We start from the raw sequence: 18,251 nt of genomic DNA, 5'->3' as shown, positions 1-18,251 counted from the left end.
GCAAGCAAGGAACACCGGTGCCAGTGACCCAACTGCTTTCAGAGCCTGAGGCGCAAGACGCCTACCTGTTCCGCGAAGGAACGCATTCCCGCCTGTACGACCTCATGGGTTGCCACCTGCTGAAAGAGGGCGGCGCGCGCTTTGCGGTGTGGGCGCCCAACGCGGAATCGGTGACGGTGGTCGGCGACTGGAACCACTGGTCCGGCGATGCCGATCCCCTGGCGCCATCCGCGGACGGCACGGGCATCTGGCTGGGCCGCGCGCCCCATGCTGCGCCGGGGCAGGCCTACAAGTACCGCATCCGCTCGCGCTTCGGCGGCTACACGGTCGACAAGGCCGATCCCTTCGCGTTCTGCGCCGAGCTGCCGCCCGCCACGGCCTCGCGCATCTGCGAACTTTCCTATGAATGGAACGACGCCGAATGGATGGCCACGCGGGCTGCGCGCAATGCGCTCGATGCGCCGATGTCGGTCTACGAGGTGCACCTGGGTTCGTGGCGCCGCCACGAAGGCCGGTTCATGGGCTACCGCGAAATCGCGCATGAACTCGCGGCCTACGTGAAGGAGATGGGCTTCACGCACGTGGAGCTCATGCCCGTGACGGAGCACCCCTTCTACGGCTCCTGGGGCTACCAGACCACCGGCTACTTCGCGCCCACGGCGCGCTTCGGATCCCCGCAGGACTTCATGTACCTGGTCGATCACCTGCACCAGAACGGCATCGGCGTGCTGCTGGACTGGGTGCCTTCGCACTTTCCGACCGACGAGCACGGCCTCGCGTTCTTCGACGGCACGCACCTCTACGAGCATGCCGATCCGCGCCAGGGCTTCCACCCGGAGTGGAACTCCAGCATCTTCAACTACGGCCGTGCGGAGGTGCGCAGCTTCCTGGTGTCCTCGGGGCTGTTCTGGCTCGACAAATACCATCTCGACGGACTGCGCGTCGATGCGGTCGCATCCATGCTCTACCTGGACTACGCGCGGCAGCACGGGGAGTGGATTCCCAACCGCCACGGCGGCCGCGAGAACCTGGAGGCCATCGACTTCCTGCGCACGCTGAACCGCGCCGTCTACCGCGAATACCCCGACACCATCACCGTGGCCGAGGAATCCACCGCATGGCCGCGCGTCTCGCGGCCCACCGACATGGACGGCCTGGGCTTCGGCGAGAAATGGAACATGGGCTGGATGCACGACGTGCTCGCCTACATGAAGCAGGAGCCCATTCACCGCAAGTACCACCACCACAAGATGACGTTCTCGCTGGTCTATGCGTTCCACGAGAACTTCTTGCTGCCGCTGTCGCACGACGAGGTGGTGCACGGCAAGGGCTCGCTGCTCGGCAAGATGCCCGGCGACCAATGGCAGCAGTTCGCCAACCTGCGCGCGCTGTTCGGCTTCATGTGGGCGCATCCCGGCAAGAAGCTGCTCTTCATGGGAGGCGAGTTCGGGCAGCGGCGCGAGTGGACGCACGACGGCGAACTCGAATGGTGGGTCTGCGAGCTCGAAGGGCACGGCGGCCTGCAGCGGCTGGTTGCGCAGCTCAACCGCGTGTACCGCGGTGCGCCCGCGCTCTACCAGCAGGATTTCTCCGCATCAGGTTTCGAATGGGTGGCGGCCGACGACACCGATGCCAGCGTGTTCGCCTTCCTGCGCAAGCCGCGCGACGGCCATCCACCGCTGCTGGTCGTCAGCAACATGACGCCGGTGCCGCGCACCAACTACCTCCTGGGCGTGCCGCTGCCCGGCTTCTGGAGCGAGCTCATCAACACCGATGCCGTCGAGTTCGGCGGTTCGGGGTGGGGCAACCTTGGCGGCGTCGAGGCCGCACCCGTGCGTTCGCACGGCCGCATGCACTCGGTGTGCATGACCCTGCCGCCGCTGTCCACGCTGATTCTCGAGCACCGGCCATCATGATGAAACTGTTCGCAAACTCGCAGGCGCCCGCGGCTTCCGTGGCGCCCGACGTGCGTGACGGCAACCGGCGCGCGGTCGTCGACGCCGTGCTGCCGTCGGTGGACAACGGCCGCTTCGCCGTGAAATGCATCGTCGGCGAAAGGGTGCAGGTGAAGGCGCACTGCTTCACCGACGGCCACGACGTGCTGCGCGTGCAGCTGTGCTGGCGTCCGCAAGGCAAGGCCGAGTTCCGCGAAGTGCCGATGAAGCCGCTCGTCAACGACGTGTGGGAAGCGTCGTTTGCGCCGCCCGCGCTCGGGCGCTATCTCTACACGGTGGTGGCCTGGGTCGATCCCTTCGAATCATGGCGCCATGAAATGACGCGCCGCGTGGACCCCGACGACGTGCGCATCGCATCGCAGGTGGGCGCGCTGGAGGTGGCCGCGGCGGCCGAGCGGGCCGAGGGCGCGGACCGGCAGGCGCTGGCCAACTGGGCCACCGAGCTCGATGCCGTGGCGGCCGACCCCGGGGCGGATGTGTCGGCGCTCAAGGCGCTGGCGCTGGACGAAGAGCTGGCCATGCTGGCGCGCCGCCACCCCGACCGCCGGCACGAGGTGCGTTTTTCGATCGAGTTGCCGCTGGAGACCGAGCGCGAGCGTGCGCGCTTCAGCACCTGGTACGAGCTGTTCCCGCGTTCGGCCGCCGCCACGCCCGGCGTGCACGGCACCTTCAAGGACGTGGAGGCGCGGCTGCCCGCCATTGCGGCCATGGGCTTCGACGTGCTGTACTTTCCGCCGATCCACCCGATCGGCCGGGTGCAGCGCAAGGGCCCCAACAACGCACTGGCCAGCGGGCCCGACGACGTCGGCAGTCCTTGGGCCATTGGCGCGGCCGAGGGCGGCCACAAGGCCATTCTTCCGGCGCTGGGTACGGCGGAAGACTTTCGCCACCTCTGCGCAGAGGCCGCCTCGCACGGCCTGGAGATTGCGCTGGACATCGCCTTCCAGTGCGCGCCCGACCACCCCTACGTGAAGGCGCACCCCGACTGGTTCCGCTGGCGTCCCGACGGCAGCGTGCAGTACGCGGAGAACCCGCCCAAGAAGTACCAGGACATCTATCCCTTCAACTTCGAGAGCGAGGACTGGCGCGGCCTGTGGGCCGAGCTGCGCAGCGTGATCGATCACTGGATAGGCGAGGGCGTGCGCATCTTCCGCGTCGACAACCCGCACACCAAGGCTTTCGCGTTCTGGGAATGGGTGATCGGCGAGATCCGGCGCGAGCACCCGGAAGTGATCTTCCTTGCCGAGGCCTTCACGCGGCCCAAGGTGATGCACCGGCTCGCGAAGCTGGGCTTCTCGCAGTCCTACACCTACTTCACCTGGCGCAACACCAAGCAGGAGCTGGTTGAATACTTCACCGAGCTTTCCACGCCGCCGGGCGTGGACTACTTCAGGCCCAACGTGTGGCCCAACACGCCCGACATCCTGCACGAGCAGCTGCAGGGCGGCGAAGCCTCGGTCTACATGGCGCGGCTGGTGCTTGCCGCCACGCTCGCGGCCAACTACGGCATCTACGGGCCGGCCTACGAGCTGCGCGAACACCGGCCGCGCTCGCCCGGCAGCGAGGAATACCTCGACTCCGAAAAATACCAGCTGCGCCATTGGAACCACGACGACCCGGCCAGCCTGGCGCCGTTCATCACCCGCGTGAACCACATCCGCCGCGAGAACCCGGCGCTGCACCGGGACCGCGGCCTGCGCTTCCTGCGCATCGCCAACGACCAGCTGCTGGCCTATGCCAAGGTGTCGGAGAGCGGCGACAACGTGGTCGTGACCGTGGTCAACCTGGATCCGCACAACGTGCAGTCGGGCTGGCTCGAGCTCGACCCCGAGAGCGTGAACGTCGACCGTTCGCGCGCGTTCCAGATGCACGACCTGCTGAGCGGGCAGCGCTTCATCTGGCAGGGCGGCTGGCACTACGTCAAGCTCGATCCGCACAGCGTGCCCGCGCACATCTTCGTCGTACGGCGGCGCCACGGCGACGAGCGCGACTTCGACTACTTCCTGTGAGGCCGCAACGATGAACGCCCCTGTCTCCCACATCGCGCTCGAAACGGTAGAGATCGACATCAGCGACGACCCGCTGTGGTACCGCGATGCGGTGATCTACCAGCTCAACGTCAAGGCGTTCTTCGACTCCAACAACGACGGCATCGGCGACTTCAAGGGCGTGACGGCCAAGCTCGACTACGTGAAGGAGCTGGGCGTCAACACGATCTGGCTGATGCCCTTCTATCCATCGCCGCTGCGCGACGACGGCTACGACATCTCGGCCTACGAGGACGTGAACCCGCAGTACGGCACGCTGGACGACTTCCGCGAGATGCTCGACGCCGCGCACGAGCGCGGGCTGCGGGTGATCACCGAGCTGGTCATCAACCACACCTCGAGCGACCACCCCTGGTTCCAGGCCGCGCGGCGCGCGCCGGCCGGTTCGCCCGAGCGCGACTTCTACGTGTGGAGCGACACCGACCAGATCTACCAGGGCACGCGCATCATCTTCACCGACACCGAGACCTCCAACTGGGCCTGGGACCCGGTGGCCAAGGCCTACTACTGGCACCGCTTCTTCAGCCACCAGCCGGACCTCAACTTCGACAACCCCGCCGTGCTCGAAGCCATCTTCAAGGTGATGCGCTTCTGGCTCGACATGGGCGTGGACGGCTTCCGTCTCGACGCCATTCCCTACCTGGTGGAGCGCGACGGCACCAGCAACGAGAACCTGCCCGAGACCCACGCGGTGATCAAGAAGGTGCGCGCCGCCATCGACGCGCAGTACAAGAACCGCTTCCTGCTGGCCGAGGCCAACATGTGGCCGGAAGACGTGCGCGAGTATTTCGGCGATGGCGACGAGTGCCACATGGCGTACCACTTTCCGCTGATGCCGCGCATGTACATGGCCATCGCGCAGGAAGACCGGCATCCCATCGTCGAGATCATGCAGCAGACGCCCGACATTCCCGAGGGCTGCCAGTGGGCCATCTTCCTGCGCAACCACGACGAGCTCACGCTCGAGATGGTCACCAGCAAGGAGCGCGACTACATGTACACCATGTACGCGGCCGACCTGCGCGCGCGCATCAACCTGGGCATCCGCCGGCGCCTGGCGCCGCTGATGGAGAACGACATCGACCGCGTCAAGCTCATGAACGGCATGCTGCTGTCGATGCCGGGCTCGCCCATCATCTACTACGGCGACGAGATCGGCATGGGGGACAACGTGTTCGTGGGCGACCGCAACGGCGTGCGCACGCCCATGCAGTGGAGCCCCGACCGCAACGCCGGCTTCTCGCGCGCCGACCCGCAGCGGCTGTACCTGCAGCCCATCATGGACCCGATGTTCGGCTACGAGGCGCTCAACGTGGAGGCGCAGGCGCGCGACAGCAGCTCGCTGCTCAACTGGACCAAGCGCATGCTGGCCGTGCGCAAGACCAGCCATGCCTTCGGACGCGGCAAGCGGCGCTTCCTGAAGCCGGGCAACCGCAAGATCCTGGCCTACCTGAGCGAGTACGACCAGGACATCATCCTCACGGTGTTCAATCTCTCGCGCGCCGCGCAGCCGGTGGAGCTGGACCTCTCGGCCTTCAAGGGCCGCGTGCCCATCGAGATGCTGGGCCGCGCGCCGTTTCCGCCCATCGGCGAGCTGCCCTACCTGCTCACGCTGGCCTCGTACGGCTTCTACTGGTTCCGGCTCACCTCCGATGCCGAGATGCCCAGCTGGCACCAGGAGGGCGTGGCGCTGCAGGAGTGGCCCACGCTGGTGCTGTTCGACGGCTGGACCAGCTTCTTCCGCGAGCGCGTGATGCCGTGGCGCATCGGCATGTCGGAGCGCATGCGCAACCAGTTCGAGCTGGAGACGCTGCCGCGCCACATCGAGATCCAGCGCTGGTATGCATCGAAGGGCACCGCCATCGAGCGCGCGCGCCTGGCCGACCACGCCGTGTGGGAGGTGGGGCCGCTCAGCTGGATGCTGCCGCTGCTCGAACTCGACGGGCCGCCCGGCGGCGCCACCTACTTCATGCCGCTGGCACTGGCCTGGGAGGAGCGCGACGAAGAGCGCATGGCCGGCGTTGCGCAGGCCGCGCTCGCCAAGGTGCGGCAGCAGGCGCAGGTGGGGCTGATGGGCGATGCGTTCTATGACGAAGCCTTTTGCCGCGAATTGGTGCTGGCCATCCGCAGCGGCATGGAACTGGAAACCGCGCAGGGGCGGCTCAGGTTCCGCGCGACGGCCGCCTTTGCCGAGGTGGAGGCCGACATCGCCAGCCTGCCGATCGGCCGGCCCAGCGGCGTGAGCAGCAACACCGTGGTCACGCTCGACGAAACCCTGTTCCTCAAGGGCTACCGCCACCTGCGCGAGGGCCTGAACCCCGAGCTGGAGATGGGCCGCTTCCTGACCGAGGTTGCCAAATATCCGCACTGCGTTCCGGTGCTGGGCGCGCTCGAATACACCGGCAACGACGGGCGCATCATGACGCTGGCCATGGTGCAGTCCTATGTGTCGAACCAGGGCGACGGCTGGGACCACACGCTGGGCTACCTGGAGCGCTTTCTGCGCGACTTCGCCACCACCAACGGCGCGCTGCCGGATCCGCTGGCCGTGCACGGCGGCTTTCTCGCGCTCATGGCCACGCTGGGCCGGCGCACCGCCGAGCTGCACCAGGCGCTCGCGCTGCGCACCGGCGCGGCGGCCTTCGACCCAGAGCCGCTGCTGGACAGCGACATCGCCCGCTATTCGGCACAGGCCCGCGCCGACGCCACCGCCACGCTGGCGCTGTTGCGCGAAAGGCTGGCCCAGCTGCCAACGCCGGCGCAGCCCGACGCCCAGGCCCTGCTCGCCATGGAGGACGCGCTGCAGGGCTCCATCGCGGCGCGCAGGCCGCAGGCGCAAGGCGGCATCAAGAGCCGCTACCACGGCGACTTCCACCTGGGGCAGGTGCTGCTGCGGGACAACGACTTCGTGATCATCGACTTCGAAGGCGAGCCGGCGCGCAGCTTCGACGAGCGCCGCGCCAAGGGCTCGCCGCTGCGCGACGTGGCGGGCATGCTGCGTTCGTTCAACTACGCGCGCTGGTCCGCATTGCGCCGCGTCGCGCAGAGCGTGGAGGAGGCCGCCTACCTGGGGCCGCCCGCCGCGGCCTGGGAGCAGTCGGCACGCCAGGCCTTCCTGGACGGCTACATGGAGGCCGGCGCGGGAGAAGACATCACCCGCATCGACGCCGACCTGCTCGCGCTGTTCGAGACCGAGAAGGCGCTGTACGAGCTGCGCTACGAGCTCAACAACCGCATCGACTGGGCGCAGGTGCCGCTGAACGGCGTGCTCGCGCTCCTGCAGGTGGAACGGCCCGGTTGAGGCTCGCACCGCATTCGCCGCTTTCGTCCGCCACCACAACCACGCACCGGAGAGACACATGGACCGATTTGGCATTCACCTGGAGCCGCTGAACGCAATGCTCTACCAGGTCGGGGCCTTCGTGCCCCGCCTGGCGATTGCGTTGGTGGTGGTGCTCGCCGGCTGGCTCATCGCCAAGACGGTGCGCTTCGCTGTCACCAAGGCGCTGCGCGCCATCAACTTCAATGTGCTGACCGAGCGCGCGGGGCTGGACAACTTCCTGCGCCAGGGCGGATGGCCGGGCGACACCAGCAGCCTGTTCGGCGTGCTGGCCTATTGGCTGGTGATCTTTGCGGCGCTGCTGCTGGCCTTCAACGGCATGGGCCTGAGCTACATCGCCGACCTGCTCGGGCGCGTGGTGTGGTTCGTGCCTAATCTTTTCGTGGCCCTGCTGGTGCTGGCCTTCGGTTCCTACTTTGCCCGCTTCGTGGGAGAGGCGGTGTCGAGCTACTTCCGGGGCGCGCAGCTGCGCGATGCCATGCTGCTCGGGCAGATCGCGCGCTATGCGGTCATGGCCTTCGTCATCCTGATTGCGCTGGACCAGGTCAAGGTGGGCGGCGACATCGTGCGCGAAAGCTTCCTGGTGATCCTGGCGGGCGTGGTGTTCGCGCTGGCGCTGGCCTTCGGCCTGGCCGGCAAGGACTGGGCGGCCGAGCAGATCGAACGTTGGTGGCCGCGCCTGCCGAAGGACGACAACGTCGGCACGGCCAAGCCCAACCCGAACCCGCCCGGCGAGCGCCCGCCGCGCTGAAATTTCTTTCTCCCACATCCAATTTGATGACACGCAGCAGCCAACGCAATTCGATCACGGCCGTCTGGCCGGGCCGCCCCTATCCGCGGGGCGCCAACTGGGACGGGGAGGGCGTGAACTTCGCGCTTTTTTCCCAGCACGCGCACGGCGTGGACCTGTGCCTCTTCGACGACAAGGGCCGCCATGAAATCCAGCGCATCCCGATCCGGGAGCGCACCGACGGCGTGTGGCACTGCTACCTGCCCGAGGCCCGGCCGGGGCAGGCCTACGGCTACCGCGTGCACGGCCCCTACAAGCCCGAAGAGGGCCATCGCTTCAACCCGCACAAGCTCTTGGTCGACCCCTACGCTAAAGACCTGGTGGGCGAGCTGCGCTGGGGCGACGCGCTCTACGGCTACACGGTGGGCAGCAAGCGCGAAGACCTCTCGTTCGACCGCCGTGACAGCGCGCCGCTCGTGCCCAAGGGCCGCGTGCTGGAGCCGGCCTTCACCTGGGGCGACGACCGCCGGCCCTCGGTGCCGTGGCAGGACATGGTGATCTACGAACTGCACGTGCGCGGCTTCACCATGCGCCACCCCGACGTGCCGCCCGAGCTGCGCGGCACCTACGGCGGCCTGTGCTGCGCGCCCGTGGTCGACTACCTCAAGCGCCTGGGCGTGACGACCATCGAACTGCTGCCCGTGCACAGCTTTCTCAACGACCGGCACCTGGCGGAGAAGGGCCTGCAGAACTACTGGGGCTACAACTCGCTGGCCTACTTCGCCCCCGAGACGCGCTACAGCGCCTCGGGCAAGGTGAAGGAATTCAAGACCATGGTGAAGACGCTGCACTCGGCGGGCATCGAGGTGATCCTGGACGTGGTCTACAACCACACCTGCGAAGGCAACCAGCTCGGGCCGACGCTCTCGATGCGCGGCGTGGACAACGCCTCCTACTACATCGTCAATGCCGAGCACCGGCGCTACTACGACGACTTCACCGGCTGCGGCAACACCGTCAACCTGGAGCATCCGCACGCGCTGCAGCTGGTGATGGATTCACTGCGCTACTGGGCCGAGGAAATGCATGTCGACGGCTTCCGCTTCGACCTGGCCTCGGCGCTGGCGCGCGAGGCCGGCAAGGTCGAGAACCTGGGCGGCTTCTTCGACGCCATCCGCCAGGACCCGACGCTCAACCGCGTCAAGCTCATCGCCGAGCCCTGGGACCTGGGCCACGGCGGCTACCAGGTGGGCAACTTCCCGCTCGGCTGGGCCGAGTGGAACGACCGCTACCGCGACGGCATGCGCGGCTTCTGGAAAGGCGACTCGGGCGTGATCGGCGAGGTCGGCAAGCGGCTCACCGGCTCGGAAGACCTCTACGGCTGGTCGGGCAAGCGGCCCAACGCGAGCATCAACTTCATCACCGCGCACGACGGCTTCACGCTCGACGACCTGGTCTCCTACAACGACAAGCACAACGAGGCCAACGGCGAGGACAACCGCGACGGCAGCAACCACAACATCTCCTGGAACTGCGGCGCCGAAGGGCCGACGGAGGACCCCGAGATCGCCGCGCTGCGCGAGCGCCAGAAGCGCAACCTGCTGGCCACGCTGCTGCTGTCGCAGGGCGTGCCCATGCTCCTGGCCGGCGACGAGCGCGGCCACACGCAGAACGGCAACAACAACGCCTACTGCCAGGACAACGACATCAGCTGGATCGACTGGACGCCCACGCCCGAGCGGCAGGCGCTGGTCACCTTCGTGGAGCGCACCATTGCCCTGCGGCGCGCCCACCCCTCGTTCCGGCGCAGCAGCTTCTTTGCCGGCAAGCCCTCGGAGGCCGAGAGCGTGACCGACGTGGTCTGGCTCCGGCCCGACGGCGCCGAGATGCGCCCCGAGGACTGGAGCGACGCCAACGCGCGCTGCCTTGCGATGTACATGTCCGGCGGCGGCGTCGCCGACCGCGGGCCGCGCGGCGAGGCGCTGCACGACGATGATTTTCTGGTGCTGTTCAACGCGCACCACGACGAGATTTCATTCACCCTGCCGCCCGCACCCTACGGCGCGTGGCGCCTGCTGCTCGACACCGCCAGCGGCACCCCGCCGCCCGCCACCGAGGACGTGGCCGCGCTCGCGCCTGCCTGGTCGCAGCCCGCCTATCCGCTGCAGTGCCGCTCGCTGGTGGTGCTGAGCCGGCCGGATGTGCGGCCATGAAGCAGAGCTTCCACCGCATGCCGTTCGGCGCCACGGTGCACGGCGGCGGCGTGGACTTTGCGCTGTGGGCGCCGGCTATGCACGGCGTCACGCTGGTGCACACGCCGGCCGGTGGGAAGGAGGCCTTGCACGCTATGGCGCGCGATGCGGAGGGCTGGCACCGCCTCACGCTCGCCGATGCGCGCGCTGGCGACAGCTATGCCTACCGGCTGGCCGACGGCATCACCATGCCCGACCCGGCCTCGCGCTTCAATCCGCAGGACGTCCACGGCCCGAGCCAGATCGTCGATCCGGCCCGCTACGAATGGACCGACGTGGTTTGGCGCGGCCGCCCCTGGCACGAGGCCGTGGTCTACGAACTGCACGTCGGCACCTTTACCGCGGAAGGCACGTTCCGGGCCGCGCGCGAGCGGCTCGGCGAGCTGGCGGAACTCGGCATCACCGCGGTCGAGCTCATGCCGCTCGCGGATTTTCCCGGTGCGCGCAACTGGGGCTACGACGGGGTGCTGCAGTTCGCGCCTGACGCCAGCTATGGATCGCCGGACGACCTCAAGGCACTGGTCGACACCGCGCATGCACTGGGGCTGATGGTGCTGCTCGACGTGGTCTACAACCACTTCGGGCCGGAGGGCAACTACCTGCATGCATGCTGCCCCGAGTTTTTCGATGCGGCCGAGCACACGCCATGGGGCGCGGCCATCAACTTCGACGGACCGAACTCGCGCACCGTGCGCGACTTCTTCATCCACAACGCGCTGTACTGGGTGGAGGAGTTCCACTTCGACGGCCTGCGCATGGATGCGATCCATGCCATTCGCGATGCATCGCCCAGGCACATCGTGCAGGAGATCCGCGAGGCGCTGAACGCCGGGCCGGCACGCGAGCGGCAGGTGCACCTGGTGCTGGAGAACGACGCCAACCAGGCCTCGCTGCTGGTGCGCGACGGCAGCGGTTTGCCGGTCGCGGGCACTGCGCAGTGGAACGACGATCTCCACCACGCGGCGCACGTGCTGGCCACCGGCGAGCGCGACGGCTACTACGCAGACTATGCCGACGACGCCGCGGCCCGCTTTGCGCGCGCGCTGGCCGAAGGCTTCATCTACCAGGGGCAGCCCTCGGCCTTCCGCGGCGGAGAGCCGCGCGGCGAATCCAGCACGCAGCTGCCATCGACCGCCTTCGTGTCCTACCTGCAGACGCACGACCAGGTCGGCAACCGTGCGTTCGGCGAGCGCATCCATGCGCTCGGCGATCCGGTGCTGGTGCGTGCCGCGCTGGCCTGCGTGCTGCTGTCGCCGCACGTGCCCATGTTCTTCATGGGCGACGAATTCGCGGCCTCGTCGCCGTTCCTGTACTTCTGCGATTTTGGCCCCGAGCTGGCCTCGGCCGTGTCCGAAGGGCGCCGCGCGGAGTTCGGCCGCTTCGCGGCCTTTGCCGACGAAGCGGCGCGTGCGCGCATTCCCGATCCCAACGCGGCCGAAACCTTCCAGGCCTCGAAGCTGCGCTGGCGCGAGCGTGGCACGCGGCCGCATTTCGCGCGCCTGTGCGAGGTGCAGCAATTGCTCGACGCGCGCCATCGGCTGCTGGTGCCGCAGCTGGCCGGTGTGCGCGGCGCGGGAAGCCATGGCTGCGAAGAGGGGCTGATCCGCGTTCAGTGGGCGCTGTCGGGCAAGCGCCTTCATCTGCTCGCGAACCTTGGCGTGCAGCCTGCCGTGGACACCGCCGCGCCTGCGGGCACGGTGCTCTACAGCAGGGGCGCCGTGGCCGATGCGGCCGGCCTGCAACTCGAGCGCGGCGCCGTGCATGCCACGCTGGAGGACATGGCCGGTGGCTGATCCGGGTCATTGGAGCAACGATGCGCTGGAGCGCCTGTGCCGACGCTACGGCATCTCCGCGGCCTACCACGACGCCTTCGGAACGCTGCGCCACGCGTCGCCCGAGAACCTGGCCGCGCTCCTGGCCGAGTTCGGCGTGCAGGCGGGGGCCGCAACTGGCGAAGAGCCCGACGCTTCCTCCGCGCCCGCCATGCCGCCGATACAGGTGGTGCAGGCGCACGCGCCGCACTGGTCGCTGCAGCTGCCGCAGCGCTCAGGCAGCCTGCGCTGGCGGCTGCGCGACGAGCAGGGGCTTGTACGCCAGGGCGAAGCCGATGCGCAGCCCTGGCCGCATGGCAGCTGCACGCTGCAGCTGGCAGAGACGCTCGCGCCCGGCTACCACTGGCTGCAGGTTGACGGACTGGCCGGCGAAACGATGCTCGTCGCTTCGCCCGGCCGCTGCTACCGGCCACCCGCCGTGCAGGACGGCGGCCGTGTCTGGGGGCCGGCGCTGCAGCTGTATTCGCTGCGGTCGGCGCGCAACTGGGGCATCGGCGATTTCGGCGACCTGGAAACGCTGGTCGACCGCATGGCCGGGCAGGGCGCCGACCTGATCGGCCTGAACCCGCTGCATGCGCTGTTCCCGACCGATCCGCCGCGCGCCAGCCCCTACAGCCCGTCGTCGCGGCAATGGATCAACGTGCTGTACATCGACGTCGAGGCGGTCGACGATTTCGCCGCCTGCGAGGCCGCGCGCCGGCGCGTGGAATCGCCCGAATTCCAGGGCCGGCTCGCGGCACTGCGGGCGGCGCCGCTGGTCGACCATGCCGGCGTGGCCGCTGCCAAGTTCGAGGTGCTGGAGCTGCTGTTCGAGCACTTCCGCGCGCGGCATCTTTCGCCGGCCGGCGCACCCGACGCAAGAGGCGAGGCCTTCCTGGCTTTTGTCTCGGCGCATGGCGAACCGCTGCGCCAGCACGCCTTGTTCGAGACGCTGCAGGCCCACTTCGCCGCCGCTGATCCGCAGTGCTGGGGCTGGCTTGCCTGGCCCGAGGCCTACCGGGAGGCGGATTCGCCCGAGGTTCAGGCCTTCGCGGCCCAGCATGCCGAGCGGCTGCAATACCACCAGTACCTGCAATGGGTGGCCGAGTGCCAGCTCGCGCGCGCGGGTGAACGCTGCACGGCGCTGGGCATGGGCATCGGCCTCTATCTGGACTTGGCCGTTTCGGTGGACCGCGGCGGCTCCGATGCCTGGGCGGCGCGGCATTGCTTCGCGGCCGGCGCGAGCATTGGCGCACCGCCCGACGAGTTCAATCCGGCCGGGCAGAACTGGGGCCTGCCGCCGCTGCGGCCCGACCACCTGCGCACGCACCACTACCAGCCCTTCGTGCAGATGCTGCGCGCCAACATGCGACACGCGGGCGCGCTGCGCATCGACCATGTGATGGGGCTGATGCGCCTGTTCTGGATTCCGCCGGGCCGCTCGCCGCACGACGGCGCGTACGTGCGCTACCCGGTCGAAGAGATGCTGGCCATTGTGGCGGTCGAGAGCCATCGGCATCGCTGCATGGTCGTGGGCGAGGACCTGGGCACGGTGGAAGACGCCATGCGCGAAGCGCTCGCGCGTGCCGATGTGCTCTCCTACCGGCTGCTCTATTTCGAGAAGCAGCAGGGCGGCGGTTTCACGCCGCCTGCGGCCTACCCCGCGGCCGCGCTGGTGGCCATCAGCACGCACGATCTCGCCACGCTCGCGGGCTGGTGGTCTGGGCACGACCTGCGGCTGCGGCTGGCGCTCGGGCTCTTTCCCGATCCGCGGCTGTTCGACGCGCAGCTGCTGGACCGTGCGCAGGAACGCGTCCGGCTGATGCTGGCCGTGCGCGAGGCGGGGCTGCTGTCGCCGGACGAGGCGGCACAGGCTCTGTCGCTCGCAGCGCCTTCGCCGCGCATCGTGCAGGCGGTCCACGCGTTCCTTGCCGCGGCCCCGTCGGCGCTGATGGTGTTCCAGCTCGAGGACGTGGCGGGCGAAGTGGAGCAGGCCAACATGCCCGGCACCACCGACACGCATCCCAACTGGCGGCGCAAGCTGGCGCCGACCGTGCAGGAGCTGGCGGCGGGCGTTGCGATGCAGGGGCTCACCGAACACCTGCGCGCGGCGCGCCCGCGCCGCAGCCTGGGCGCGGAAGCGGCGCCATCCTCAACGCTGCTGCAGGCGCGCGTGCCGCGGGCCACCTACCGGCTGCAGTTCCACCAGGGCTTCGGCTTCGACGACGCCATCCGCGTGCTGCCCTACCTTGCGCAGCTCGGCGTGAGCCATGTGTATTGCTCGCCCATCCAGCGTGCCCGCGCGGGCAGCACGCACGGCTACGACGTGGTCGCCCATGCCGAGGTCAATCCCGAGCTCGGCGGCGCCGAAGGCTTCGCGCGCTTCGTCGCGGCGCTGCAGGCGCACGGCCTGGGGCAACTGCTCGACATGGTGCCCAACCACATGGGCGTGCTCGGTGCCGACAACGCGTGGTGGATGGACGTGCTGGAGAACGGACCGGCCTCGCTTTTTGCGCATCACTTCGACATCGACTGGCAGCCGCTCAACAAGGAGCTGGCCGGCAAGGTGCTGCTGCCGGTGCTCGGCGGGCACTATGGCGAGGTGCTCGCGAGCGGGGAGCTGGTGCTGCACTTCGAAGCTGCGCAGGGCAGCTTCGCGCTGCGCTATTTCGACCACCGGTTTCCGCTCGCGCCCGAGAGCTATCCCGTGGTTCTTGCATGCGCATTGCCGCACCTGAAGGACCCCGCGCTCGCGGCGCAGCTCGCCAGCCTCTCGACCGCCTTCGGCCACCTGCCGGGCCGCCGCGCGCAGACGCCTTCGGAGTGCACCGAGCGCGTGCGCGACAAGGAGCTGTTCAAGGCCCGCCTCGCGCATCTGGCCGAGGCGCATCCGTCGCTCGCGCGCGCCGTGCTGGCGGCGGTGGCGGAGTTCAACCTGGCTTCGGAAGAGGCGCGCGACCAGCTGCACCGGCTCATCGACATGCAGGCCTTCCGGCTCGCCTACTGGCGCGTGGCGGCGGACGAAATCAACTACCGGCGCTTCTTCGACATCAACGACCTGGCGGCCGTGCGCATGGAACGCGACGAGGTGTTCGAGGCCACCCAGTCCTTCGCGCTCGACCTTGCCGCCGCCGGCACGGTGGATGGTTTGCGCATTGACCATCCCGATGGCCTGTACGACCCCGCACGCTACTTCCGGCAGCTGCAGGAAGGCTATGCGCGCCGCGCGGGCATCGTGCTGCCGGCCGCCGGCCCCGACGGCCGGCCGCCGCGCCCGCTGTACGTGGTGGCCGAGAAGATCGCGGCCTCGGAAGAAGAGGTGCCGGTCAAGTGGCATGTGCACGGCACCACCGGCTACCGCTTTGCCAACGTGGCCAACGGCGTGCTCGTGGACACCGCCGCGGCCGACGCCTTGCGGCAAGCCTGGCATGGCTTCACGGGCGAAACGCAGGACTTCGACTCGGTGGCAAGGTCTGGCAAGCGCGAGGTCATGCGCAGCGCGCTGTCGTCGGAGCTCAACGTGCTCTCCTCCGAACTGCTCAGGATCGCGCGGGCCGACCGCGGCACGCGCGACTACACGCTCAACGCGCTGCGCCGCGCGCTCGCGGAAGTGGCGGCCTGCATGCCGGTCTACCGCACCTACATCGTCGATGCGCCTTCCGCGCAGGACGCGCATTTCATCGACGCCGCCACCGAGGCCGCCGAGCGCCAGAGTGTCGATGCCGACCGTTCCGTCTTCGCCTTCGTGCGCCGCTCGCTGCGCGGCGAGGTCGGGGCCGCGCATGCGCCGCCGGCGCTGGCCGAGCGCGTGCGCCGGTTCGCGATGCGCTTCCAGCAGTTCAGCGCGCCGGTCGCGGCCAAGGGCGTGGAGGACACCTCGTTCTACCGCTACTTTCCGCTCAGTTCGCTCAACGAAGTGGGCGGCGAGCCCGACCGGTTCGGCATCGACGTGCCCGAGTTCCACGCGCTCAGCGCCGACCGCGCACGGCACTGGCCGCACACCATGCTCGCGACCTCCACGCACGACAACAAGCGGTCGGAAGAGGTGCGTAACCGCATCGATGTGCTCTCCGAAATGCCTGGCGAGTGGCGCGATGCGCTCGCGCGCTGGCACGCGCTCTGCCGCGGCGGCGAGCCGGCGGAGGCGGCGCCTTCGCGCGCCGACGAGTACCTGCTCTACCAGACCCTGCTCGGCACCTTGCCCTTCGGCGGGCTCGATGCCGCCGAGGTGCCGGCCTATGCCACGCGCGTGTGGCAGTACATGCAGAAGGCCGCGCGCGAAGCCAAGCTCCACACGCGCTGGACCCTGCCCGACAACCAGTACGAGGCGGCGCTCGAAGCCCTGGTGCAGCGGATCCTCTCGGACCCGTCGAAGGACGGCTGCCTTTCGGACATCCAGCGCCTCGCCGATCGCCTGTCGTGGTTCGGTGCGTGGAACGGGCTCACGCTCACGCTGCTGAAGTACGGCTCGCCGGGGGTGCCCGATCTTTATCAAGGAAGCGAGCTGATCGATCTGAGCCTCGTCGACCCCGACAACCGGCGGCCGGTGGACTATGAACAGCGCAGCCGGCGGCTCGATGAACTCCGGGCGATGGCTGGTGAGCACGATCTTGCTGCGCGTGCGCAGTCGCTGTCGGAGTCGCCGCACGATGGCCGCGCAAAGCTCTGGTTCATCTGGCGGCTGCTGTCGATGCGGCGCGAGCATGCGGAACTGTTCCGCGAAGGCAGCTATGAAGGGCTCGCGGTCGAAGGGCCGCTGGCGCGGCATGTGGTGGCCTTTGTGCGTAGGCACGAGGGGGGAATGCTGGTGGTGATAGCGGGGCGGTTGTTTGCGGGGATTGCGCGCGCTGGTGCCGATGGTGTGCCGGAGCTTCCCGATGCGGATGCTTGGCGGGGGACGAGGGTGGTGCTGCCAGATGGCGTCGAAGGCGCGGGATTGGTGAACGTGCTTACCGGGGAATCGCTGTTTGCCGAGAATCGCACCGTATCGCTCGAAGAAGCGTTCTGCCGCATGCCCTGGGCGGCGTTCAAAAACTGAGAGCTTGATTCGTCGAATCGTTTGCAGAGTCGTGAAGTGCGGCCGACCGGATAGGCGTAGTTGGCATTCGTTTTGGCCTTGGAGGACGCGCGACTTTGAACTGTCGTTGTCTGACTGAAGTCTTTCGACTAACCTGAAACAACCTGCACGGAGCGAGCCGCGTCGCGGTGCGTCTCACCTGGGGTGATCGGCCGTTCAAGACATCCATCCCGCATGCAGAACGAGCCCACCCGGCCGCCGCATAAATTTCCTCACGGCTCCATCAAGCAGAAGACCTCCGGTGTTGCTAACGTTCGAGATTTTCTCGGTGTTGGGCATGCCGAACCCCGAGAAATAGAGCCGGACAGAGAGGTGAATTCGGCACGCAGCGATTCGGGGGGGACCCTCGAATGGGCATCCGCGTCGCCCCGCTGCGCGGCAATGCCGCCAAGAACAGCCTATTCTCGCAGCGTGAACACCACTGACAGATAAGAGACCGGCTGGGTCTGAATGACCTCGATCCCATGCAGTGCGGACGCATCGAACAGCAGCGAGTCACCTGTCCCCACCGCAACCGACTTCGCGCCATAGCGGTAGGTGACCTCCCCGGACAGAAAGTACAGGAACTTGAGGCCCGGATGCTGAAAGGCCACATAGGGATCGGCACCGGGCAGCAATGTGACCAGGTAGGGCTCCACGAACAGATTGCCCGACAGCAGATGGCCCAACAGCTCGTAGCGGTAGTCCGCCACCGCGCCGATGCGATCGACCAAGACACCATGTCCTGCACGCACATGGCAAAAGTCAGTGCGCCGCGCCTGATCACTGAAGAAGCGCGAGGTTGGTACATGCAGGCCCTGCGCGAGGCGCTCCAAGGTCTCCACCGACGGCGAGACCAAACCGCGCTCGATGCGAGAAAGCATCGAGGCAGAGATCCCCGAGGTCTTGGCCAGTTCGCCGCCAGACACCTCGGCCGCCATGCGCAGCGCCCTCACCTGCGCGCCGATGCGGGCCGCGGACAGGCTGCGCACGACAGGTGCGGGTTGCCGCGGTCGGGCTCGCGTAACCGAGACCGGCAACCGCAGGGGCCGGACCATT

The 18,251-nt window shown here is 68.3% G+C and carries 8 protein-coding genes; 7 read left to right on the top strand and 1 reads right to left on the bottom strand.

Annotation, left to right across the window (positions count from 1 at the left end; genetic code table 11):
• The first annotated feature begins 17 nt into the window (after nt 1-17).
• From glgB to L1081_RS10310, 7 genes are read left to right on the top strand one after another with little or no spacing between them, the layout of a single operon-like run.
• Entirely contained in the window at nt 18-1,916 is a 1,899-nt protein-coding gene (gene glgB, locus L1081_RS10340) for a 1,4-alpha-glucan branching protein GlgB (RefSeq protein WP_489416327.1), read from the top strand.
• Nucleotides 1,913-3,964, top strand: a complete 2,052-nt coding sequence (locus L1081_RS10335; protein WP_489416326.1) for a maltotransferase domain-containing protein — start codon at nt 1,913-1,915, stop codon at nt 3,962-3,964. Before glgB ends, L1081_RS10335 begins: the two co-directional genes overlap by 4 nt.
• A gap of 10 nt (nt 3,965-3,974) precedes the next feature.
• Nucleotides 3,975-7,304: a maltose alpha-D-glucosyltransferase gene (gene treS / locus L1081_RS10330; protein WP_489416325.1), complete on the top strand. Its 3,330-nt coding sequence runs from the start codon at nt 3,975-3,977 to the stop codon at nt 7,302-7,304.
• A gap of 58 nt (nt 7,305-7,362) precedes the next feature.
• Entirely contained in the window at nt 7,363-8,094 is a 732-nt protein-coding gene (locus tag L1081_RS10325; protein ID WP_489416324.1) for a mechanosensitive ion channel family protein, read from the top strand.
• Between the two features lie 26 nt (nt 8,095-8,120).
• The gene (gene glgX / locus L1081_RS10320; protein WP_489416323.1) at nt 8,121-10,286 is read left to right on the top strand and encodes a glycogen debranching protein GlgX; all 2,166 of its coding nucleotides are present in this window, start codon (nt 8,121-8,123) and stop codon (nt 10,284-10,286) included.
• The gene (treZ, locus tag L1081_RS10315; RefSeq protein WP_489416322.1) at nt 10,283-12,118 is read left to right on the top strand and encodes a malto-oligosyltrehalose trehalohydrolase; all 1,836 of its coding nucleotides are present in this window, start codon (nt 10,283-10,285) and stop codon (nt 12,116-12,118) included. The genes glgX and treZ overlap by 4 nt, the downstream gene beginning before the upstream one ends.
• Nucleotides 12,111-17,174, top strand: coding sequence for a malto-oligosyltrehalose synthase (locus L1081_RS10310; RefSeq protein WP_489416321.1), 5,064 nt, complete (start codon nt 12,111-12,113; stop codon nt 17,172-17,174). Before treZ ends, L1081_RS10310 begins: the two co-directional genes overlap by 8 nt.
• 437 nt (nt 17,175-17,611) lie before the next feature.
• Here the strand turns inward: L1081_RS10310 and L1081_RS10305 are convergent, their stop codons facing one another.
• Nucleotides 17,612-18,133 (bottom strand): cupin domain-containing protein, encoded by a 522-nt coding sequence (locus L1081_RS10305; RefSeq protein WP_489416764.1) that lies wholly within the window; start codon nt 18,131-18,133, stop codon nt 17,612-17,614.
• Nucleotides 18,134-18,251: the final 118 nt, after the last annotated feature.

The organism is Variovorax sp. MSC1_012 (assembly GCF_023667525.1).
GTDB classification, from domain to species: domain Bacteria; phylum Pseudomonadota; class Gammaproteobacteria; order Burkholderiales; family Burkholderiaceae_C; genus Variovorax; species Variovorax beijingensis_B.
The sequence above is the reverse complement of the archived record's forward strand: the minus strand, read 5'-3'. Positions and strand labels throughout refer to the sequence as shown.